This is a genomic window from Arcobacter iocasae (assembly GCF_042214795.1).
GTDB classification, from domain to species: Bacteria; Campylobacterota; Campylobacteria; order Campylobacterales; family Arcobacteraceae; genus Arcobacter; species Arcobacter iocasae.
In genome coordinates this window covers 1,722,953-1,745,338 of record NZ_CP090177.1, presented here as the reverse complement: position 1 = coordinate 1,745,338, position 22,386 = coordinate 1,722,953, and the positions used below count along the sequence as shown (strand labels likewise).

At 29.0% G+C, this 22,386-nt stretch carries 19 protein-coding genes; 8 read left to right on the top strand and 11 right to left on the bottom strand.

The window, feature by feature from the left end:
- Positions 1 to 16: 16 nt before the first annotated feature.
- The 4 genes from LXN10_RS08790 (at position 17) to LXN10_RS08775 (ending at position 5,421) form a co-directional block, all read left to right on the top strand.
- A complete protein-coding gene (locus LXN10_RS08790; protein WP_375722667.1) occupies positions 17 to 1,318 on the top strand; it encodes an anaerobic C4-dicarboxylate transporter in 1,302 nt (433 codons plus the stop codon).
- Between the two features lie 110 nt (positions 1,319 to 1,428).
- Positions 1,429 to 2,478, top strand: coding sequence for a type II asparaginase (locus LXN10_RS08785; protein WP_375722666.1), 1,050 nt, complete (start codon positions 1,429 to 1,431; stop codon positions 2,476 to 2,478).
- A gap of 76 nt (positions 2,479 to 2,554) precedes the next feature.
- Entirely contained in the window at positions 2,555 to 4,762 is a 2,208-nt protein-coding gene (locus tag LXN10_RS08780; protein ID WP_375722665.1) for a sensor histidine kinase, read from the top strand.
- A complete protein-coding gene (locus tag LXN10_RS08775) occupies positions 4,759 to 5,421 on the top strand; it encodes a response regulator transcription factor (protein WP_375722664.1) in 663 nt (220 codons plus the stop codon). Before LXN10_RS08780 ends, LXN10_RS08775 begins: the two co-directional genes overlap by 4 nt.
- A 2-nt stretch (positions 5,422 to 5,423) precedes the next feature.
- Here LXN10_RS08775 and LXN10_RS08770 read toward each other — a convergent pair whose 3' ends face one another.
- The 5 genes from LXN10_RS08770 to trxA form a co-directional block, all read right to left on the bottom strand.
- Positions 5,424 to 6,080: a response regulator transcription factor gene (locus LXN10_RS08770; protein ID WP_375722663.1), complete on the bottom strand. Its 657-nt coding sequence runs from the start codon at positions 6,078 to 6,080 to the stop codon at positions 5,424 to 5,426.
- Positions 6,081 to 8,246 (bottom strand): sensor histidine kinase, encoded by a 2,166-nt coding sequence (locus LXN10_RS08765; protein ID WP_375722662.1) that lies wholly within the window; start codon positions 8,244 to 8,246, stop codon positions 6,081 to 6,083.
- A 67-nt stretch (positions 8,247 to 8,313) separates the two neighbouring features.
- Entirely contained in the window at positions 8,314 to 9,720 is a 1,407-nt protein-coding gene (locus LXN10_RS08760) for a DASS family sodium-coupled anion symporter (protein ID WP_375722661.1), read from the bottom strand.
- Between the two features lie 165 nt (positions 9,721 to 9,885).
- Entirely contained in the window at positions 9,886 to 10,815 is a 930-nt protein-coding gene (trxB, locus tag LXN10_RS08755) for a thioredoxin-disulfide reductase (RefSeq protein WP_375722660.1), read from the bottom strand.
- A 202-nt stretch (positions 10,816 to 11,017) separates the two neighbouring features.
- A complete protein-coding gene (trxA, locus tag LXN10_RS08750) occupies positions 11,018 to 11,335 on the bottom strand; it encodes a thioredoxin (RefSeq protein WP_129101022.1) in 318 nt (105 codons plus the stop codon).
- A 138-nt stretch (positions 11,336 to 11,473) separates the two neighbouring features.
- Between trxA and alaS the strand changes: the two genes are divergently transcribed.
- The 3 genes from alaS to LXN10_RS08735 are packed head-to-tail and all read left to right on the top strand — an operon-like array spanning position 11,474 to position 15,073.
- The gene (gene alaS, locus LXN10_RS08745) at positions 11,474 to 14,026 is read left to right on the top strand and encodes an alanine--tRNA ligase (RefSeq protein WP_375722659.1); all 2,553 of its coding nucleotides are present in this window, start codon (positions 11,474 to 11,476) and stop codon (positions 14,024 to 14,026) included.
- A 9-nt stretch (positions 14,027 to 14,035) separates the two neighbouring features.
- Positions 14,036 to 14,515 carry a hypothetical protein gene (locus LXN10_RS08740; RefSeq protein ID WP_375722658.1) on the top strand — a complete coding sequence of 160 codons (480 nt, stop codon included), beginning with the start codon at positions 14,036 to 14,038 and terminating at the stop codon, positions 14,513 to 14,515.
- Between the two features lie 57 nt (positions 14,516 to 14,572).
- On the top strand, positions 14,573 to 15,073 hold the full coding sequence (locus tag LXN10_RS08735) for a C40 family peptidase (RefSeq protein ID WP_375722657.1): 501 nt from the start codon (positions 14,573 to 14,575) through the stop codon (positions 15,071 to 15,073).
- Here the strand turns inward: LXN10_RS08735 and LXN10_RS08730 are convergent.
- The 4 genes from LXN10_RS08730 to LXN10_RS08715 all read right to left on the bottom strand — a co-directional run bounded on the left by LXN10_RS08730 (position 15,070) and on the right by LXN10_RS08715 (position 19,402).
- Entirely contained in the window at positions 15,070 to 15,999 is a 930-nt protein-coding gene (locus LXN10_RS08730; RefSeq protein WP_375722656.1) for an AEC family transporter, read from the bottom strand. The genes LXN10_RS08735 and LXN10_RS08730 overlap by 4 nt on opposite strands.
- A gap of 69 nt (positions 16,000 to 16,068) precedes the next feature.
- Complete coding sequence (locus tag LXN10_RS08725) at positions 16,069 to 17,343, bottom strand: tellurium resistance protein TerC (protein ID WP_375722655.1); 1,275 nt, start codon at positions 17,341 to 17,343, stop codon at positions 16,069 to 16,071.
- On the bottom strand, positions 17,333 to 18,226 hold the full coding sequence (locus LXN10_RS08720; RefSeq protein WP_375722654.1) for a DMT family transporter: 894 nt from the start codon (positions 18,224 to 18,226) through the stop codon (positions 17,333 to 17,335). Before LXN10_RS08720 ends, LXN10_RS08725 begins: the two co-directional genes overlap by 11 nt.
- 3 nt (positions 18,227 to 18,229) lie before the next feature.
- Complete coding sequence (locus LXN10_RS08715; protein ID WP_375722653.1) at positions 18,230 to 19,402, bottom strand: multidrug effflux MFS transporter; 1,173 nt, start codon at positions 19,400 to 19,402, stop codon at positions 18,230 to 18,232.
- Positions 19,403 to 19,441: 39 nt separating this feature from the next.
- Between LXN10_RS08715 and maf the strand changes: the two genes are divergently transcribed.
- Complete coding sequence (gene maf, locus LXN10_RS08710) at positions 19,442 to 19,990, top strand: septum formation inhibitor Maf (protein ID WP_375722652.1); 549 nt, start codon at positions 19,442 to 19,444, stop codon at positions 19,988 to 19,990.
- A gap of 240 nt (positions 19,991 to 20,230) precedes the next feature.
- Here the strand turns inward: maf and LXN10_RS08705 are convergent, their stop codons facing one another.
- A complete protein-coding gene (locus LXN10_RS08705; protein ID WP_013134241.1) occupies positions 20,231 to 20,389 on the bottom strand; it encodes a hypothetical protein in 159 nt (52 codons plus the stop codon).
- 192 nt (positions 20,390 to 20,581) lie between these two features.
- On the bottom strand, positions 20,582 to 22,384 hold the full coding sequence (gene dxs / locus LXN10_RS08700; protein ID WP_375722651.1) for a 1-deoxy-D-xylulose-5-phosphate synthase: 1,803 nt from the start codon (positions 22,382 to 22,384) through the stop codon (positions 20,582 to 20,584).
- Positions 22,385 to 22,386 lie beyond the last annotated feature (2 nt).

The following is a 22,386-nucleotide window of genomic DNA, read 5'->3' as shown; positions in this document are numbered from 1 at the left end:
AACAAAAGGAGACATTATGTTAATTTTAGAAATAGCAGTTGTATTAGGATCTATATTTTTAGGTGCTAGAATGGGCGGTATTGGAATTGGTTATGCAGGTGGATTAGGGGTACTTGTATTATGTTTATTTTTTGGTCTTGAACCAGGAAGTATCCCGATTGATGTTATCTTAATTATTATGTCAGTAATCGCAGCAATTGCTGCGATGCAAGTTGCTGGTGGACTTGATTATATGGTTAGCATTGCAGAAAAAGTTTTAAGAAAAAACCCTAAACATATTACATATTTAGCACCAGCTGTTACATATTTTATGACATTACTTGCAGGTACAGGTCACACTGCATATTCAACTTTACCTGTTATTGCAGAAGTTGCAAAAGAACAAGGGATTAGACCTTCAAGACCATTAGGTGTTGCAGTTGTTGCTTCTCAGATTGCAATCACTGCATCTCCAATTTCTGCTGCAGTTGTATTTTTCAGTGGAATTTTAGAACCTCTTGGTGTTGGATATATTGAGTTGTTAGCAATTGTAATTCCAACAACTTTTGCTGCTTGTATGATTACTGCTTTTGTAAGTAATTTTTTAGGAAAAGATTTAAAAGATGATCCTGTTTATCAAGATAGAATGAAAAAAGGATTAGTAAAATTAAGAGGTGAAACAAAAGTAGAAATTAAAGAAGGTGCAAAACTTTCTGTTGCAATTTTTTGTATGACTATCTTCTCAGTTGTGACTTATGCAACATTAATTAGTGATAAAGTAGGAGTCATTACTAATCCAACATTGCCAAGAAATGAAGCAATTATGGTATTTATGTTAGCTTGTGCAACATTGATTGTATTATTTACAAAAATTGACTCTGGTAAAATTATTAGTGCATCTACTTTTAAATCAGGGATGAGTGCTTGTATTTGTGTACTAGGAGTCGCTTGGTTAGGTACAACTTTCGTTGGTGCACATATCGATGAAATCAAAGGTTTTGCAAGTACATTATTAAGTCAATATCCTTGGATGTTAGCTGTTACATTATTTTTTGCAAGTATGCTTTTATATTCACAAGGTGCAACTACAAAAGCTTTAATGCCTGCTGCTTTAGCTTTAGGTGTTGATCCTGGTACTGCAATTGCATCATTTGCTGCAGTTAGTGCATTATTTGTATTACCAACTTATCCTACATTATTAGCAGCGGTTGAAATGGATGATACAGGTTCTACACGAATTGGTAAACTAGTATTCAATCACCCATTTATTGTTCCTGGTGTCTTAGCAATTACATTAAGTGTTATATTTGGATTCATCGTATCAGGAATGATACTCTAATTAAAAAATTTACGGACTTCGTGTAAGGTCAAACTTACACGAAAGTTTTAATCTAATTGGTTTGAATAATTACAAACCTTTCTAATTTAAATTTACAAAAGGAGAACAAAATGACAAAGTTATTAAGAACAGTTGCAGTATTTGCATTGATTGGAACATCGGTACTTTTAGCTAAACCTAATATTGTAATATTAGCTACTGGCGGAACTATAGCAGGTGCAGGTGATTCTGCTGTTAAGAGTGAATATTCAGCAGGTTCAGTTACTATTGATAAATTAATATCAGCAGTTCCTTCAATCAAAAAAATGGCTAATATTAAAGGTGAGCAAATTTCTAATATTGGTTCACAAGAAATGAACTTTAAAGTTTGGTTAAAATTAGCAAAAAGAGTAAACGAATTACTTAAAAAAGACGATATTGATGGTGTAGTTATTACACATGGGACAGATACTATGGAGGCAACTTCATATTTTCTTGATTTAACAGTAAAAAGTAAAAAACCTATCGTTGTTGTTGGTGCGATGAGATCTGGTTCATCTATGAGTGCTGATGGACCAATGAATTTATATAATGCAGTTAGTGTAGCAGTAAATAAAGACACATATAAAAAAGGTGTTGTTGTTGTAATGAATGATGAAATTCATAGTGCAAGAGAAGTTACAAAAGTAAATACTTCTATGGTAAATGCATTTGCATCTCCAAACACTGGAAGAATTGGTACTGTTTATTATGGTGATGTACATTATTATATGACTAGTACAAGAAAAAATACATTTGATACAGAATTTGATATTGAAAAAATTAACTTTTTACCAAGAGTAGATATTGTATATGGTCACGCTGGTGGTAATGATGTTTTTGTTGAAGCATCAGTTAAAGCTGGAGCAAAAGGTATTATATTTGCGGGTATGGGAAATGGAAATCCGTATCCAACAACTCAAGATGCTTTAGTAAAAGCGGTTAAAGAGAATGTAATTGTTGCTAGAACTTCAAGAGTTGGAAGTGGTAGAACAAATTTACATGGCGAAGTTGATGATCATAAATATGGATTTATCGTAACAGATAATTTAAATGCACAAAAAGCAAGAATTTTATTAATGCTAGGTCTTAGTAAAACTCATGATAAAAAAGAACTACAGGATATGTATTTCAAATATTAATATAAAGAGAGGAATTTAACTCCTCTCTTTTATATATTTAGATAATATCTCTTGCTTAAAATAAGGAAATAATACCATGAAATTCAAAGTTTTTTTATTTTTAATAAGCCTTACATTATTAAATATTAATCTTTTTGCAAACAACAATAAAAATATACTCATTATAAATTCATACCATAGAGGATTTCAATGGAGTGATGATGTTTTAAATGGCATAGAATCAGTTTTAGATCATAAAGAAGTCAATTCTACAGTTTTATATATGGACTCAAAAAGAATTACATCATCGAAATATTATAAAAAATTAAAAGATCTTTATAAATTACAACTTTCAAAAAACAAATATGACTTAATTGTTGCAATTGATAAATTCTCTTATGAATTTATTTTACAAAATTATAATGAACTATTTACCCATGAACCTGTATATTTTATTGGGCTTGAACAATTTTCACAAGATGAAGTAAAAAAATATAATTTAGAAAAAAAAATATCTGGATTACTTGAAAAAAGAGCAATTAGTGATAATCTAGAAATTCTATATAAACTAATACCTAATCTAAAAAAACTTTATATTATAAATGATAAAAGTGAGAATGGAGATGACTCTGATCCTTTTATTCAAAATGAAATATATAATTTAAATGATAAGTTTGAAGTTCAATATATAAGAAGTTCAACATTAGATGATTTAAAAGAAAAATTTTCTACATACACTCCAAATGAAGCAGTTCTCTTTATTAGATTTTATAATGACAAAAATGGAAAATTGTATACTTATAATGAAATCTCTCAAATGATAGATTCTAGTAAAATTCCCGTTTTTTCCACAGATACACTTTTTATAAAAAAAGGTTCAACTGGAGGAAAATTAGTTCCAGTAAAAGAACTAGGAATTAAAGCAGGAAAAGATATTTTAGCAATTTTAAATAATACGATTGCTACCCCTTTTATTCACACAGCAGATAAATTTGAATATATATTTGATTACGAAAAAATAAAAAAATTTAATCTCTATCCAAATGACTTAAAAATTAATTATAACTATGTAAATTATCCAAAAGATTTTTTAGATAGAAATAGACAATTTGTTGATTTCGTTTTTTTAATGTCTCCTTTCTTATTATTTTTAATTTTAGGACTTGTACATAATATATATCTTAGAATAAAAAATACAAAACTTCTTAAACAAAGAATGGAGTTTGATAAAGTTTTATTAGATGCCATTAAAGCTCCAATTGTTTGGCAAGATGAAAAAGGTAAAGTGGTTGATTCAAATTCAAGATTTTGTGAGTTCATGAATTTCCCATCGCCAAAAGAAAAAGGCAAAAAGTTAAAAGATTATTTTCAAGAACATACTACAGAACCAATATATAAAATATTAGAACCATTTATTAATAATACTATAGAAGGTAATCATGTGGTAATCAAAGGTGAAGATGATAAAGAGTATACATATTTAATAGATCAAACAAACTATAATGAAAATATTTTTAAAACAAAAGGAACAGTGACTGTTTTTACTGATATTACAAATGAAAAACAAGCTATAAAAGAAAAAAGAAAACATCAAGAGTTTGCTATTCAACAATCAAAGTTAGCAGAAATAGGAGAAGTGTTTTCTTCAATTGCACATCAATGGAAAACACCACTTATTGAAATTGCAACAATTGCACAAGAGAGACTTTATTATGATCACAACAGTGATTTTGACGAACTAAATAATAATTATGCAAGTGATATTATGGTTCAAGTTAAATATATGACAGATACCATAAATAGTTTTCAAGAGTTTATCATGCCATCAACTCAGAAAATTGTATTTGATATCAATGAATCAGTTGAAGAGATGTTAGAAATAATTCGCCATAATATGAAATATAATTATGTTAATGTAAAAATAAATGTAGAACCAGGAACTGATTTAATAATCTTTGGATATAAAAATGAATTGATGCAAACTTTATTAAATATTGTTAATAATGCAAAAGATTCTATTATTAAACAAAAGTCTAAAGGCAAAATTACACAAGGGGAAATACATATAAATATAAAAAATATTAACAGCAATGTACAAATAGATATAGTAGATAATGGTGGGGGTATTCCTATTAAATACATCAATCAACTTTTTGAGCCTTATTTTACTACAAAAAAAGATGGTCATGGTATTGGATTATATATGGCAAAATTAATTATTGAAGATAAAATGGATGGTCAAATCTTTGTTGAAAATGTAAAAGGTGGTGCAAAATTTAGCATTATACTGGAGTTAAGAAAATGAAAATACTAGTTTTGGAAGATAATGAAAGATTATGTAGCTTAATAAAACAAGCATTAACTAAAAGTGGATATCAAGTTGATACTACTTATGATGGAGCACAAGCACTGGAGATGATTACAAATGGTTATTCTTGTTTTATTCTAGATATTAATGTTCCAACAATAGATGGAATAACAATTTTGGAATCTATAAGAATGTATCATAACGAGGTACCTGCAATAATAATTAGCTCTAATCATGATTTAGAAAAGATTCAAAAATCATATGAAATAGGCTGTGATGATTATTTAAAAAAACCTTTTTTCATGTATGAACTTATTCAAAAAGTACAAAAACTTTGCCAAGTCAAATCTACATTGTTAGACTTAGGAAATGGTTATATTTTTGACTATAATAAACACTTTTTGATGAAAGAGGAGGAAGAAGTTCAACTAGCAAAAAAAGAAATTCTTTTTTTAGAATTACTTGCTAAAGATATTCATAGAGTTTTTAGTTTTAATGAAATTGAAGATTATGTTTGGGAAGGTGAAGAAACATCTCTTATGAATGTTCGTGCACTTGTAAAAAGAATTAGAAGAAAAATTCCAGAAAAAGCTATCAAAATTGTAAAAGGAATTGGGTACTCAATAGATGCAAGCCAAATTCCAGAACAAAAATAAATTTATGAGATAAAAACTGCTTTACTTAAAGAGTATCCTATCCCTTTAATAATAATTATACTATTTTCAGGAAGTTTTTTTCTCAACCTTTTTATCATTGATCTTATATTAACGAGGGTTGTTTCTTCTCCCTCCCATACATATTCTTCAAGCTCTTCATAGGTTGTGACATGATGTGGATTTTTTGAAAATAACTCCAAAAAAAGTATCTCTTTTTTTGTAAGTTCATATTCAATTTCATTTATAAATAATCTATGATTTATAAAATCATATTTACAATCTTCATTAAATTTTAAAAACATTTTAGGAACAGAACAAAGTTTTTTTACTTTCTGAACAAGTTCAAATATATAAAATGGTTTTTTTAAATAATCATTGCATCCACCTTCATATGACTTTTGTATTTTTTCCAAATCATGATTAGAACTTATAATAATAACAGGTGTTTTTGAATGATTAAATCTAATATATTCTAAAACAGTTATTCCATCTAAATTTGGTACATTTATATCTAAAATAAAACAAGAATAACCATTACCTAAAGCTTCTGAAGCCTTCTCCCCGTCATCAAAACAATCAACCTTATAGTTTTCATTAATTAAGGCTTGTTTTATTACCTTACTAAGTCTTTCATTATCTTCTAATACTAATATTTTCATCTAATTTTGTTCCAATTTTATAGTAAACATAGCACCACCATCTATATTTTCAACAGAGATTTCACCATTCATTTTATCTTCGATAATTACCTTTGTCATATACAATCCAATACCATGTCCATCTTCTTTAGTTGTATAATATGCTCCAAAAATTTTATCCATACTTTTATCATTTATTCCACCAGCATTATCTTTTATAGTAATCATTAATTTTTTATCTTCATTAAAAACTTTTATTTCTATATTTCTATTTTTATAATCAATATTTAAAAGGGCATCTTTTGCATTATTTATAATATTTAAAAATGATTGCATAAACTCATTTTTATAACCATATACAATCAAGTTTGTATTTTCTTTTATATCTAAATTTATATTAATACTATTATATTTTATATTATGATTTATGATTTCAAGCATTCTTTCAATAGCTTCTTTTATATTAAACTCAATCTTTTTGTTAGAAGGCATAATAAATTTTTGAAACTCATTTATAGTATTTGTCATATAGGTTACTTGATTCATTATATCTTTTACAAAACTATCATCTTCTTTTATTTCTTCACATTTTTTAGCATAAAAAAGCTCTTGAGCAATTGCTGTTATTTCTACAAGTGGAGATTTCCATTGGTGTGCAATTGAAGAAAAAACTTCACCAATTTCGGCTAATTTACTTTGTTGAATAATAAATTGTCTGTTTTTTTGTTTCTCAATAGTTATTTCTCGCTCTTTTGTAATATCTGTAAAAATAGTTACAAAACCTTCTGATTTTGTTTTTTCATCTTTAAATCGCTCTTGTTTTATAAGAAAAATCTTCTTTTTCCTATTACTATCAATGAAAGTAAATTCATTATTTTCTTCTACATTTAAATTATAATTATCTATTACATTTATGATTTTCTTAACATTTTTATTTTCACTGAAATGCTCAAGTTTTTTTCCATATAAATCATTGCAATTCACATCTAAAAGCTTACAAAAAGTTTTATTAGAATCAACAACAATACCTTTGAAATCTTGCCAAAATATTGGACTTTCTATTGCATTTAAAAGTGTTTCATCAAACTCTATTCTTCTTCTTAAATCTTTTTCAACTTGCTTTCTCATATAAATATTATGAATAAGTCCTAATATTAAAAAAAGGAGAAAAGGAGAAATAGTAAATACAAAATTGATAAATCCTCTATGTCTTTCATAAAAGGTAAGTCTTTTATTAATTAATTTAAAAGGAATTGATAATCCATCAACTGGAAGATAAAATTGACTTAATTTTTGAGAATCAAATATATAAGTTAAATCGTTATAAGTAACTATTTTATGAGGTTTTTTATTTAATATATCTAAAGCCATTTCACCTGATAATCTACCAAAATTATTTAAATCAATTACTTTACCACCAGTTGCACCTTTTTTTATAAATATAGAATCTGTTACAAAAATAGGTATTTGTGCATTTCTTATAAACTCTGCTATCTCTTGATTTTTATTTAATTTACCACTTTTATTTTTATAAAATCTTATAAAAAGTGCCGCACTATTCTCTTCTTTTTTAGAAAATTTCTTTTTTAGAAGTTCTAAATTATCTTCAATTATATATTTAATATCAAACTTACCTTTAAAGTCATTTATCATCTCTTCAATAAGTGGCTCAGTATGTTTTGCATTTGGGCTTTTATCATTTATAATATATAATTTTCTAATACTTGGGAAGATGGTTCTTATAATATCTACATTACCTTTTAAATCTCTTTTTTCTAAAAGAGCAGATACTTTATTGGTAACACCATAATATTGTGCTTTTTTAGTTGAAAAGTTTTCAATTCCAACTGCCAATATTGGTTCATTTTTAAAAAATTCTTTATAAATACTTAATACAAAATCATAAGCAAATCTATCAACTGCAATTATTAAATCATACTTTCTATTTTTTAATTGTACTCGATAAAGCTTCTCTAGACTTTCATAATACTCTTTAGAAGTAACTCTTTTAGAATCCATATACAAAATGTTTACATCAATATCTGAGTGAGGATATACAACTTTTTCGATACCATTTATTATGCTATCACTAAATTCATAGCCTTTATGATATGAGTTTATTATTAGAATTGAACTATTTGCAAAAAGAAATGTTTGAAAGATAAAAAATATTAGAAGTTTTTTCATAGGAAATTATAGTCAAATTTTCTAAAAATGGTGCCAAAGTATGGCACCAGATTTTTAGATAATTGTTTTAAAGGATTACAAATCCAAGAGCAACTAAAGCTCCTAAATATATAGCTCCAAAAATAAGACCTAATTTCCACCATGTAGCTTGTGTAATATACCCAGCTCCATACCAAATAGGTGATGGTCCTGTTGCATATGGAGTTATGATACCCATAAGACCTAACGAACCTACAAGAAGAATAGCAAGAGGTTGAAGCATTTCTGCTGGAACTAAATTTGCTGCTATTCCTAAAAATAGTGGTAATAATGCTACAGTATGAGCTGTAACACTTGCAAATAAGTAATGGAATAAGAAGAATAATACTAATAGTACAATTCCAATCATTATTGGATCCATTCCCACTAACCAAGTAGAAATTAATCCAGATGCCCATTTCAAGTAACCTACTTCTTTAAGACCAGATGCCATGGCTACAAGTGTTGCAAACCAAATAAATACATTAATAGCTGCTTTATTAGTAATAACATCTTCCCAATTAATTACATCAAATAATACAAGTAAACAAAGAACAGCAATAGCTGCAACTGTACTATTTACTCCAATTGTACTTCCAAAAATCCACATCGCAAGTGCTAAAAGACCTAAACATAACATTGTGATTTCTTTTTTAGTAACAGAACCCATCTCTTTAAGTTGTTTAGCTGCCCATGTTGGAGCTTCTGGAGATACTTTTTGTTCTGGTGGATATACTATATATGCAAGATATGGCACTAGTAAAAACAATGGAATCATAATAACTGCTAAAGTACCAAACCAACTACCCCAACTAATTGAAACACCAATATTTTTTTCAACAAGTGAAACTGCAAGTAAGTTTGGAGCAAGTGCTGTTAAAAACATTGAACTTGTCACACAAGTTGCTGCAATTGCGACCCAAGAGATATATGAACCTATTTTTCTTGGGTTTTGATCTGGTAATGAATCAAACATTTGTGGAATATTAATAGCTATAGGGAAAATTGTCCCTGCACTTCTTGCCGTATTTGATGGCATAAAAGGAGCAAGAATTCCATCTGCAAATGCTACTGCATATCCTAATCCTAGAGTAGTTTTACCTAGTTTTTTAACCAAAAGTAATGCAATCCTTTTACCAAGCCCTGATTTTTTATAACCAAGAGCAAACATAAATGCTGCAAAAATCAACCATATAACCCCGTTAGAGAAACCACTTAAAGCCCATTTTGCTGAAGCTTTTGCACTATCACCAACTAATCCAAATGTTGCAGAAAAAGCAACACCCACTAAACCTATTAGTGCAGGTGGAATTGGTTCTAAAATTAAACCAACAATTACTCCTAAGAATACAGCAAAGAAATATTGTGCATTTACAGCTAAACCTTCAGGTGTAGGAAGAAGTGCTACAATAATTGCGACTAAAATTGGAAGTGCCATTTTCATATTATTGCTCATAATAAACCTTTCATTTCGTTATTTATGAAATGATATAGGTTTGATATGGCATTAGTGTGACATTTTTTAATTTATTTTTTTAATTTTTAGATTTAAGTAAGAAAGAAGATAAAGAAAGTCTACTTTATCTCCTTTTAAGAGTCATTTAACATGTAAATACTTATTTTAACCAACATATTCAATAATATTAACAGCAGCAGTAGCACCATCGCCAGCTGCACATACTACTTGTTTCGCTGCATCTATTCTTACATCACCTGCTGCATATAGTCCTGGTACATTTGTTCTCATCTTTAAATCTACCACTACTTCTGTTGCTTCATTTACTTCACAAAGGTAACTTCCATCTTCTTGTTTTAAGCTATCACTTAATACATCTCTTCCTACAAATGTAAATACTCCAGGAACTGGTAAGTCTCTTATATCACCTGTCTCTTTACTTTTTACTTTTAGTCCAAGTACTCCTGATGCATCACCGTATACTTCTTCTACTGTTACATTTGTAACTTCTTCTATATTCTCACAAGCTTTCATATGTTCTATTGTACTTGGTGCTGCTCTATATGTATCTCTTCTATGAACTAAGTATACTTTTGAACACATCTTTGCTAAATAAACTGCTTCTTCTAAGGCTGAGTCTCCTCCACCTATTACTGCTACTTCTTTATTTTTATAAAAGAATCCATCACAAGTGGCACAAGTCGATACTCCTCTTCCGAAAAGTTCTTTCTCACCTTTGAACCCACCTTTTTTTGGAACTGATCCTGTTGCTAGTAATACTGATTTTGCTTCTTGTTTTGTTCCATCACTTAATTCTACTGTAAAGACATCACCTGTTTTTGTTACTTTTGATACTTGATTCATCTCATGTTTTAATCCAAATCTCATAGCTTGTTCTGGCCATGATTCCATCAAGTCCATCCCACTTACTATTTTTGCTTGTCCAGGGTAGTTCTCTATTTCACTACTTCCTGTGATTTGTCCTCCTGGCATTCCCATCTCGAACATCGTAACATTTTTTAATCCACCTCTTGTCGCATACAAACCTGCTGTAAGTCCAGCTGGCCCTCCTCCGATTATCGCTAAATCTAACATCTTCTTCTTTCCTTTTTATTTTAATTCTATAAAGGATAATTTTTATCCCTTAATAATATTTATCGTATTAAACAGTAAAATAGATAAATTATGCAATTGATTTATTTTTTAGAATCTTTTTTTAATCAGAATTTAATATTAGAGATAAAAAAAGGGTAAGAGAAAATCTCTTACCCTTTTTAGAAGTATTTATTATTATATATTATAATAAAGAGTTAATTTTATCAGAGAAAGCTTGTTTAGAAGCAGCACCAATCATTTGGTCTACAACTTCTCCATCTTTCATAAAAATTACTGTAGGGATAGATCTAACACCATATTTTACAGCTAAATCTTGCTCTTCATCAGTATTTACTTTACAAATATTCGCTTTTCCTTCGAAATCACCAGCTAATTCATCAATTACTGGAGCTAACATTCTACAAGGTCCACACCATGGTGCCCAGAAATCTACCATTGAGATTCCTTCTTTTACTGTAGCTTCAAAGTTATCTTGTGTCAATTCTATATATTTACCCATCAATATTCCTTTATGTGTATTATTTCAAAAATTATACATACTTAAACTTTAAATAAACTTGTACTTTTTTGCATATAATCTTTAATAAATTATATTTTAGCTAGAATAATTGCTCTTAAATTATAATTGGAAATTTACATGGATATCAGAAAAGAGTATTTAGATTTTTTTAAAAATAAAGGGCATGAAGTAATATCTTCTATGCCACTAGTCCCAGATGACCCAACACTTCTTTTTACAAATGCAGGTATGGTTCAATTTAAAGACATTTTTACAGGTGCTATTCCAGCTCCAAAAAACCCAACTGCAACATCATGTCAGTTGTGTATTAGAGCTGGTGGTAAACATAATGACTTAGAAAATGTAGGATATACAGCACGACATCATACATTATTTGAAATGTTAGGTAACTTCTCATTTGGAGATTATTTCAAAGAAGATGCGATAGCTTATGCTTGGGAATTTATTACAGTTAATCTAGCCTTACCTATTGATAAATTATGGGTAACTATACATGAAACTGATGATGAAGCTTTTAATATTTGGAAAAAATATATTGAGCCTTCAAGGATCAAAAGATTTGGAGATAAAGACAACTTCTGGGCTATGGGTGATACAGGTCCTTGTGGTCCTTGTAGTGAAATCTTTTACGATCAAGGTGTTGAAAACTTTGGAAGTGATGAAGACTACTTAGGTGGAGAAGGTGATAGATTTTTAGAAATTTGGAACTTAGTATTTATGCAATATGAACAAAGCAATGGAGTTAGAACTCCACTTCCAAAACCATCAATTGATACAGGAATGGGATTAGAGCGAGTTATTGCTATAAAAGAAGGTGTTTTAAATAACTTTGATTCATCAAATTTTAAACCACTTGTAAATGAAGTAGCAAAAATAGCTAAAAAACAGCCAACAAAAGAGACTATTGGTTCATATAGAGTAATTGCAGACCACTTAAGAGCTGTATCATTTATGCTATCTCAAGGTATTTTATTTGGAAATGAAGGTCGTCCTTATGTAAATAGAAGAATCCTTAGACGTGCTGTTAGACATGGTTATTTATTAGGTCTTAGAGAAGCATTTATGTCAAAACTTGTAGATATATTAATATCTATGATGGGCGAACACTATACAGAATTAAAAGAGCAAGCTTCATTTATAAAAGAACAAATAGCACTTGAAGAAGAGAGATTTTTCAAAACTATTGCTTCTGGAATGAGTTTATTTAATGACGAATTAGTAAATACAAAAGAGCTTTTCTCAGGAGAAGTTGCCTTCAAACTATATGATACTTATGGATTCCCTTTAGACTTAACAGAAGATATGTTAAGAGAAAAAGATCTAAAAGTAGATATTGAAACATTTGATAAGCTTATGAATGCACAAAAAGCTAAAGCCAAAGCTGCTTGGAAAGGTAGTGGAGATGAAGCTAGTGAAGGTGATTTTAAAGTATTACTTGAAAAATATGGAGTAAATGAATTTGTCGGATATGAAAACACTTCATATAAAAGTACAATTGTCACTCTACTTGATGAAAAATTCAATGAAGTTAATTCTTTAGAAAAAGGACAAACTGGTTGGATAATGCTTGATAAAACACCATTTTATGCTACAAGCGGTGGACAAAGTGGAGACATTGGAGCTTTAGAAGATAAACAACATATTGCAATTATTGAAGAGACTTCAAAATTCCATGGAATCAATCTTTCAAAAATAAAAGTGGAAACTTCAAGTTTAGAAAAAGGTGATATAGTAAATGCAGTTGTAGTAAACAGATATGAAGTTGCAAAACATCATAGTGCTACTCACCTTTTACAAAGTGCCCTTAAAATGGTTTTAGGTGATACTGTTTCACAAGCTGGTTCGTTAAATGATTCTTCAAGATTAAGATTTGACTTTACTTATCCAAAGGCTATGACAGCTGAGCAAATAGAAGAAGTACAAGATTTGGTTAACTCTATGATTACAAGAGGACTAAAAGGAAGTGTTGAAGAACTTCCTATTGAAGAAGCTAAACAAAAAGGTGCTATTGCAATGTTTGGTGAAAAATATGGAGATATGGTTAGAGTTGTAAACTTTGGTGATGTTTCTGTAGAGTTTTGTGGTGGAACGCATGTAAGAAATGCTCTTGATATTGGAAGTTTTTATATTATAAAAGAATCAGGTGTTAGTGCAGGGGTAAGAAGAATAGAAGCTGTTTGTGGAGCTGCTGCTATTAGATATACTAATTCTATAATTTCTAAAATGAATGAGATAGAAAGTGAAATCAAAAACAGTGATGTAATCTCTGGTATTAAAAAACTAAAAGAGCAAATTAAGACTTTAAAACAAGAAGTTATTGAAGCTCAAAATGCTTCAACTACACCGATAGCTGAAGAGATGATTGGTGATACAAAAGTAATAGTAGACATTGTAAAAAATGGTGATATTAAAAAAATAGTTGATGATGCAAAAAATGGAAATGAAAAAGTAGCAATACTTTTAATTCAAGCAAAAGATGACAAAGTTATGCTTGTAGCTGGAAGTAAAAACACAAATATTAAAGCTGGTAATTGGATAAAAGAGATTGCTCCAATTGTTGGTGGAGGTGGAGGTGGTAGACCTGACTTCGCACAAGCTGGTGGAAAAGATGTATCAAAAGTAGATGAGGCAAAAGCAAAAGCACTAGCTTATGCAAAAGAGAATTTATAAGGTTTTAAAATGAAAGAATTATTTTTATCAATGCCAAATGTGATTATATTTTTACATGTAATCTCTGCTGTATTATGGGTAGGAGGAATGATAGCTATTAGATTTGCTATTCATTACTCTATGCAAAATATAGAAGATCCTAAAATCAAACTAGGAAGAACCTTAGAAAATCTACAAAGATTTTTTAATATGGTTATTCCTGCTATTTTAATACTTTTAATAACAGCAATTATGATGATTTTGGGACTTGAGTTAAAAGCAACTCCTTTATATAGCTTTGCAATCGCAAAAGAGATTATTTGGACTGTTATGACTTTAATCTTTATTTATATTTATATAAAAAGATTAAAAGCTCAAAAGTATTTTGACAAAGGTGAATTAGCTCTTGCAAAAGCTGCTTTAGAACCAATAGCAAAAATATTTATACCTACAAATATTATCTTAGGGCTGATTGCCATTTTTACAGGAGTTACACTAAGAGGGTTTTAATCCTCTTTACTCTTTAGCTCTTTTTTGATATATTACATAATTCTTTTAGGATATATCATGAAACCCATACTCTTTTTAATTTTCTTATTACTTTTAATAACTGGTTGTTCTACAAAAAATCCTTATACTCCTACAAAACCACTAGTAGCATACAAAACTAATACTACATATAATCACATAAATGTCTCAGATGCTCTACTTGCCCATTATAAACAATGGCAAGGAGTGGGTTATAAATATGGAGGGCAAGATAGAGATGGGATTGATTGTTCCTATTTAGTTTATGATGTATATAGAAAAGAATTAAGAAAAAATATCCCAAGAACTACCTTATACCAATCAAGAAGTGGAAAAAGTGTCAAGAAAAAAGATTTAAGAACTGGAGACTTAGTATTTTTCCTCACAAGTAAAAAAGGCTCTAGACATGTGGGGATATATTTAAGTCATGGTGATTTTATGCATGTATCAACATCAAATGGAGTGATGATATCTAGTTTATCAAATCCATATTGGCGCGCTCACTATTGGAAAGCAAGAAGAATTTTAAATACTAATTAAAATCCTCCATACCAAAAGATATATAGTGGTATTGCTATTACAGAGACCACTGTACTTAAAAACACAGCTAAGCTTGCCTTTTCTGGTTTTGCATTTAATAACACCGCTAGCGTTACAGTATTACCCGCAAGTGGTACTATTGCAAAAAGAAATAAAACTTTATATAAATCTTCATTTAAAAACATAAAAAAGGTTTTATCTAAATATATAAATCCTACAATTGCTAAAGGCCAAAAAATAAATTTCATAAAAAATGCTATAGAGATAAATTTCACATCAAAATTATCATCACTATTTTTTAATCCAATCAATCCCATACCAAGCATCATCATTCCTAAGATTCCATAAGCACCTTTAAATTGTGCGGTGTAAGAACTTATTGCCTCAGGTATTTCAAAACCTACTAGATTTAATATAATTCCTAAAATAAAAGCGTAAAGAATTGGTAACTTTGACATTTTCTTTAAAGCTTGAGTAACAGTAAAATTACCCTTTGCTGTTACATAAAATCCTGTCGTACTTTCATATAATAAAGAAGTTAGCACTGTAAAAATATAAATATCCGCTAAAGCAGGAGGAAAAAATATAATTGCAAGGGGAATACCAAAATATCCAGTATTTCCAGTTCCTGCTGAAAAGGCTAATATATTTCCAGTAGGATCAGACCAAGAATTTTTGAATAAATAAAGTGAGCCAAAAGCTAAAACTGAACAAAATATATATAAAAATATAGGTAAAAAAGCAACTGCAAAATTAATCTTAACACTTAAAGTTGCCGAAAAAACTACAATAGGACCTAAGATATAAATAAGTAGTGCAGCAACTGATTCTCTTTTTACATCAAGATATTTTGTAGATAAATATCCTAAAATCACATTGATATAAATAGGAAATACTTTTAGTAAAATTAGAAAAAATAGACTCATATCTTATTTACCCTTTTTATTGTTTATTTTTAGTATATAAATTATGTATGAAATATGTATGATATTATTTTATAGTATAAACTTATCTAAAATATAAAGGGTTATTACACAAACAAGGTACATCTTTATTACAAATGGAAGATTTAATAAGAATACTTCTTTTGCTTCTACATTATATCTTGCTTGAATAGTCAAATTTAATCCACTAAAAGGTGAAGAAGAAACAGTAATTGCCCAAGCCATTAAAAAAGTAACTGCCAATAAAGTATGATTGAACTGAAGTAAAAAACTAGCAATAACAGCAATAGTAATAATAGGATGAATTCCTATAAAAGACAATAATATAAATCCCAATAAAGTAATAGAAGCTTCCATATAAGTAAACTGCGTAAATGGAACTGTTACATGGTATCCATTTAAAATGGTGCTAACAGACACTCCAAATAAACCAGCAACCAAAAATAGTGATATTTCCATCTTCATTTTTGGTAAATCACTTGTAATATGTTGTTTAAATAAAGAAAGTGTTTTTGTAAAATTTACTTTTATTAGTGAAATAAAAATAGTCAATAATAAAGAATAAATACTCACTAAAATAATAACTTTCAAGTTCTCTTCATAATATTTTGTTATCAAAATAAATATTACTAATAATACTGGGATATAAAGTGTTTCTAAAGAGATAGGATAACCTTGGAAACTCTCCATTTCAAACTTTTTACCAACTTCAAAATAAGTTACTATTAAAGATATAAGAGCAAGAATGATTCCAGTAAAAAAGATTGTTGATTTATCAAAGTTTGGCAAATATGTTAAAGCAGCGGCAAAGGCTACAAAAAATGGTGACCAATAAGCATCCGAAGAGAAAGCTCTTGTAAGTACTACTAACTGTAGTTTAGATAGTGGACCTTTTTTATACATCTTATCTGCTATTAAAATCAAAGATGAAAGATTTATCACTGAACCAAAAAGATGCACTCCTAAATAGGTTTTAAAAAAAGAGCTTTTACCTGATTCTATTTTTGCTTTTTTTTCAAACTTTGGTGTGGCAATAAGTTTTAAAAAGGTAACCCCTATTAGTAAAGTAAGAAGGTACTGGTTTATACTCAAGGCTTTTATAAAATTTATATCAAAGCCTTTTATATATGAAAATAAAAAACACAATAAACTTAAAATCAAAAGTGTAAGAATTATCTTCTTTTTGCCCAAAGTAATAAAAAGTAATAAAAAAGCAATCCAAGCAAAACAGCTTGCATAAATCAAAAGATTACTATCTATAAAATATGCAATATTTGTAAATAGAAAAGATAAAAATATCAATACCCCAGAAATGCTATTTAGCAACTGGAACTCTTTTTAAAAATATTGATAAATAAATACCCGTAGCAATAAAAGTAATTCCTACAATATGATAAGGATGCAAAGACTCATTTAAAAATATGTATGCCAAGATGAAACCAAAGACTGGCATCAAGTGAATAAATTGACCAGCTTTTGTAGCTCCAACCTCATATGTCGCACTGTTCCAAAAATAAAAGGACAATATAGAAGGAAAGATTGATACATACATTAAAGTAAATAATAATTTATCATCATGCAAAAATCCATACTCAAATTTAAAGCCAAATATTACACAAACTAAAAAGAGTATCACAACCCCAATAAAAGTAATAATAGATAAAAACTCTAAAGGCTTTATATCTTTTGGTTTAAACTTCAAATATATAGAATATATAGCCCAAGTAATACAAGCTAATATAATCCATAAATCATATTTTGTAAATTCTAACTTCATTAAGGCTTCGTAGTCACCTTTTAATAATAAATATACAACTCCTATAGTCGATAGAAGTATTCCAAAACCTTGTATTTTTGTTATTTTTGTATTTATTAGTATTGAAGATAAGATAATAATAAAAATTGGAATTGAAGAGTTTATTAATAAAGTATTCGTAGCAGTTAAATGCTGTACTCCCAAATAAATAAAAGTATTATAAGCACTAATACCTAAAGTTCCACAAAGTAAATATAATAGTGGATTTTTTTTGAATACATCTATTAATCTTTTTCTATTTTTAATAGTATAAGGTGAAAGTATCAGCACCACAAAAAACCATCTAAAAAATGATAATTCCATGGGTGAAATATCTGTAGAAACATATCTACCTACAACAACATTCCCAGACCAAAACAAAACTGCTAAAACCAAATAAATATAGTATCTCATAAATCACACTTTAAATTTTTTTATATATAGTAGTATCAAAAATGATAAAGTAGAGGTACTAACCATCAAAATAAATATTGGACTTAAAGTATCATCATGAAAATAACTTGCTAAAAATCCAACAAATGAGGCAATAATAAAACCTATCACTCCATATAAAGAGTTTGTTGTAGCACTTATATCCCCAAAGTCTTCAAGAACCAAAGCAATAGCATTTGCAAAAATAAATCCTAATGCACCTACATATATCATAATGAAAAACGCAACGCTTATTATGGTATTATGTTCATTAAAAGCGTATAAACCTATGGCACTTAATAACTGTAAAGATACGCCAAAACGAAGTAAAGTAAAAGTTGCATATTTTTTTAAGTAGTGCATATTTAATCTACTAAAAATAATCAAAGTAAATACATTTAGTCCAAATAAAAGTGTAAAATATTTTGCATCAACTCCAAAATAATCCATATAAATAAATGAAGACTTTGTTATAAATACAAACATCCCAGAAAAACCAAAACCACCAGCGAAGATAAGAAGTATCGCTTTTTTATTTAAAAAGATTCTTCCATAGTTTTTAAAAATATTTTTATTTTTTGTTTTAGGCGAAGTTTCTGGTAATTTTGTAATAAAATAAATTATACAAAATGTATAGATAGCTAAGAATATAAAAATATACTTCCATGAATAAAAACTTAAAATCGTAGTTCCAATAATAGGAGCAACCATAGGTGCCACCATCATAATCATAGAGATGATAGAAAATACCCTTGCGGATTCTTTTCCATGGTAAATATCTCTAATAATAGCATTTGTATTTACAACAGCAAAACCACCACCAATAGCTTGAAAAAATCTAAAAGTCCAAAGTTCATGGATAGATGAAGCTTGTGAAATCAATAAAGAAAAAGTAATATAAATACATAAACCTGTAAATATAAAAATCTTTCTTCCATATCTATCAGATAAAGGACCACCAATTAGTTGTCCAAAAGAAAAACCTAATAAATAAAGACTAAGAGTAATTTCAACTTCATCAATAGAAGTATAAAAATAGTTTGCGATATTTTTAAAAGCTGGAAGATATACATCAATGGCAAGAGGTGTGATTGAACCCAACATTGCAAGTATAAAAACGAAACCTTTTGGTAAGTTATATTTAGTATTTTGTTTCATTTGCGTAAAATATCATAATTGAATTAAAAAGGAAGTTTATTGATAAGATTAGGTTCAAAATCACCCACTAGAGCTAAGATTCTAAAAGCTCATAATATAGAGTTTATCCAAAGTGGAGGAGAGTTTGATGAAGATACAATCACAACCCAAAACCCAAAAAGTTTCGCCTACCAAGCAACCTTAGGAAAGTTTGATGAACTATACAAAAAATATGGAGTAGAAGAGTACCCTCTCTTAGTATCTGATTCAGTAGTAACAGCAAATAATTTATTACTACGAAAAGCAAAAGATAAAAACGACGCCAAAAGAATGCTAGAACTACAAAGTGGCAACCAAACCTCAGTAATAAGCTGTATGAAATACAAAAGCAAAACCCTAGAACTAATAGACATATCAATCAGCACATACATCTTCGAAAAGTTCGATGAAAAAGATATGCAAAACTACCTAAACTCAAATGAATGGATGGGAAAAGCGGGAGCAATTATGGTAGAGGGATTTTGTAAGCCATATATCAAAGAAGTGATTGGTTATGAGAGCACTGCTATGGGTTTATGTGTGGAGAAATTGAAGGTGTTTTTGGGTTAAAATAAATTAAAAGTTTTTTAAATCGTTTCATACGCCCATATTATCTGAATCTCTTATTATAGTCGTCAAGTTCTTTTAAATATCCATACAATTTATATGCACCATATACATATATTGGTAATATAATCAACAAAACTAAAATTGTAACAAATTCACCAAAAAAGTATTTACTGATAAAAACAACTATCACTGGTACAAATAAGTAAATACCTGCTTTTTTAAAATTTTTTTCTTCTATATTTAATCCTTTAACTCTTTTTTTAAATTAATAAAACCAAAGCCAATAAAAGGTATACCTAACAACTTATAAGAATAAAAAAGATTATCTGGAATAAATATTTCATTAAATAAAATAATAAACCCTAAAATAATAATTATGCTATTAAATAAGATTTTCATTTATACCTACTTATTTTGATACGAAATTTCTTATTATATTTCTTAACAAAAAGTATAACAAAGATAAGGTAAAAGAAAATAGTAGATTTTTTCTATATCAAGGCGGAGAAGTTTTTTAGGAAGGAGCTTACGCTTTAGTAAGTGACTGAGTAAAAAATTTCGACAACGCAGATAGAGGTAAAATATGCTGTTTTATTTTACCTTATCAGCTAATTGTTGAGGAAGTAGGCCTAGCGACTCTTCCACTACTTTCGTATCTCCATGCGGTATAAAATCATCTTCATACTCAAAGCTTGTCAAGTTTACACAAACTTTCTCTTCATTTAAAAACTCTAAAATGGCACTAGCTACTCCACCTTGTTTTTGTGAATCTGAGAAAACATACCAGTCATCATATTTTTTTGCTAACTCTTTTAAAGTTTCTTTATCTAATGGTTTTACAAATCTTAAATCTAAAATTGCTATATCTTCAGCGTGAAGTTTTTCTGTTTCACAAGCTCTTCCAACTCCTGCTCCGTAAGCTATGAAAAGCTTATTTGATGTTCCTTCTTTTAGAAGTTCTGCACGACCAAGTTCAAAAGGAGAAGAAGGTGCACATACTTCTTTAAATGCACCTCTTGGATATCTAATAGCACATGGACTATTTAAAGTATATGCAAATTCTAGGGCAAAATTTAGTGTTTCATTACATCTAGGAGCAAATAAAATTATATTTGGAATAAATCTTAAAAATGAAATATCAAAAGCACCTTGATGTGTCTCTCCATCATTTCCAACTATTCCTGCTCTATCTATTGCAAATACAACTGGCATACTTAACAAACATACATCATGAATGATTTGGTCAAATCCTCTTTGTAAAAAAGTAGAATAAATAGTAATAAAAGGTTTAAATCCCTCTTTTGCCATAGCAGCCATTGAAGTAATAGCATGTTGTTCTGCAATTGCAACATCCCAAAATCTTTCAGGAAACTCATTCATAAGTTTATCTATACCTGTACCACTTGGCATTGCAGCTGTTACTCCAACTACATTTTCATGTTTACGAGCTAATTCTAATAAAGCATCAGCAAAAACAGCTGTTGCTGATTTTGGAGCCTCTTTTTTTACAAATGCTCCATCTTCCACATTAAAAGGTCCAACTCCATGCCAACATTCATGTTGTCCTTCAGCTATTTTATAGCCTTTTCCTTTTACAGTATGTGCATGAACGATAACTGGCTTTTTCATAGCCTTTGCGATTTGCAAAGTTTCAATCACTTCTTTTATATCATGTCCATCAATAGGTCCTATATAATCAATACCCATCTCTTCAAACAAAATTCCAGGAGTGATTAGCTTCATAGCTTCTTCCATTCTTTTTGCTATATATGTTGTACCTTCTGGCATGTTCTTTTTAATAAAAGTATCGACTTTTGCTTTAAAACCTTGATAATATTTTCCAGCTAATAACTTAGATAGATATTTAGATATTGCACCTATTGGTTTTGCTATTGACATCTCATTGTCATTTAAAATGATTACCATAGGAAGTTTTAAATCACCAATCTCATTTAAGGCTTCATAAACCATCCCAGCAGTCATAGAACCATCACCAATCATAACAACTGGCACTCTATCTTCATTTTTAAGTTTGATTGCTTTTGCTGCACCCGCTGCTAGGGAAAGAGATGTAGAACTATGTCCTGCTACGAAATAATCAGCATCACTCTCTTTTGGTTTTGTAAAACCACTAAGACCATTAAATTGTCTAATAGTTTCAAACTCTTCCCATCTACCAGTTATAAGCTTGTGGGGATAACATTGATGAGATACATCAAAAATAAAGGGGTCTTTACTTGAATCAAAAACATAATGCATACCAACGGTGAGTTCAACTGCACCAAGAGTTGAAGAAAAATGTCCACCTTTTCTAGATACAACATCTATTATTCTATCTCTGATTTTTTGACTTATTTCTTCTAATTCTTTTGGCGATTTGTTTTTTATTTTCATAT

What these genes read in the sequence shown, in the direction of transcription:
- LXN10_RS08790 (WP_375722667.1), top strand. Translation starts at nt 17, where the DNA reads ATGTTAATTTTAGAAATAGCAGTTGTATTAGGATCTATATTTTTAGGT.
- LXN10_RS08785 (WP_375722666.1), top strand. Translation starts at nt 1,429, where the DNA reads ATGACAAAGTTATTAAGAACAGTTGCAGTATTTGCATTGATTGGAACA.
- LXN10_RS08780 (WP_375722665.1), top strand. Translation starts at nt 2,555, where the DNA reads ATGAAATTCAAAGTTTTTTTATTTTTAATAAGCCTTACATTATTAAAT.
- LXN10_RS08775 (WP_375722664.1), top strand. Translation starts at nt 4,759, where the DNA reads ATGAAAATACTAGTTTTGGAAGATAATGAAAGATTATGTAGCTTAATA.
- LXN10_RS08770 (WP_375722663.1), bottom strand. Translation starts at nt 6,080, where the DNA reads ATGAAAATATTAGTATTAGAAGATAATGAAAGACTTAGTAAGGTAATA.
- LXN10_RS08765 (WP_375722662.1), bottom strand. Translation starts at nt 8,246, where the DNA reads ATGAAAAAACTTCTAATATTTTTTATCTTTCAAACATTTCTTTTTGCA.
- LXN10_RS08760 (WP_375722661.1), bottom strand. Translation starts at nt 9,720, where the DNA reads ATGAGCAATAATATGAAAATGGCACTTCCAATTTTAGTCGCAATTATT.
- trxB (WP_375722660.1), bottom strand. Translation starts at nt 10,815, where the DNA reads ATGTTAGATTTAGCGATAATCGGAGGAGGGCCAGCTGGACTTACAGCA.
- trxA (WP_129101022.1), bottom strand. Translation starts at nt 11,335, where the DNA reads ATGGGTAAATATATAGAATTGACACAAGATAACTTTGAAGCTACAGTA.
- alaS (WP_375722659.1), top strand. Translation starts at nt 11,474, where the DNA reads ATGGATATCAGAAAAGAGTATTTAGATTTTTTTAAAAATAAAGGGCAT.
- LXN10_RS08740 (WP_375722658.1), top strand. Translation starts at nt 14,036, where the DNA reads ATGAAAGAATTATTTTTATCAATGCCAAATGTGATTATATTTTTACAT.
- LXN10_RS08735 (WP_375722657.1), top strand. Translation starts at nt 14,573, where the DNA reads ATGAAACCCATACTCTTTTTAATTTTCTTATTACTTTTAATAACTGGT.
- LXN10_RS08730 (WP_375722656.1), bottom strand. Translation starts at nt 15,999, where the DNA reads ATGAGTCTATTTTTTCTAATTTTACTAAAAGTATTTCCTATTTATATC.
- LXN10_RS08720 (WP_375722654.1), bottom strand. Translation starts at nt 18,226, where the DNA reads ATGAGATACTATATTTATTTGGTTTTAGCAGTTTTGTTTTGGTCTGGG.
- LXN10_RS08715 (WP_375722653.1), bottom strand. Translation starts at nt 19,402, where the DNA reads ATGAAACAAAATACTAAATATAACTTACCAAAAGGTTTCGTTTTTATA.
- LXN10_RS08705 (WP_013134241.1), bottom strand. Translation starts at nt 20,389, where the DNA reads ATGAAAATCTTATTTAATAGCATAATTATTATTTTAGGGTTTATTATT.
- dxs (WP_375722651.1), bottom strand. Translation starts at nt 22,384, where the DNA reads ATGAAAATAAAAAACAAATCGCCAAAAGAATTAGAAGAAATAAGTCAA.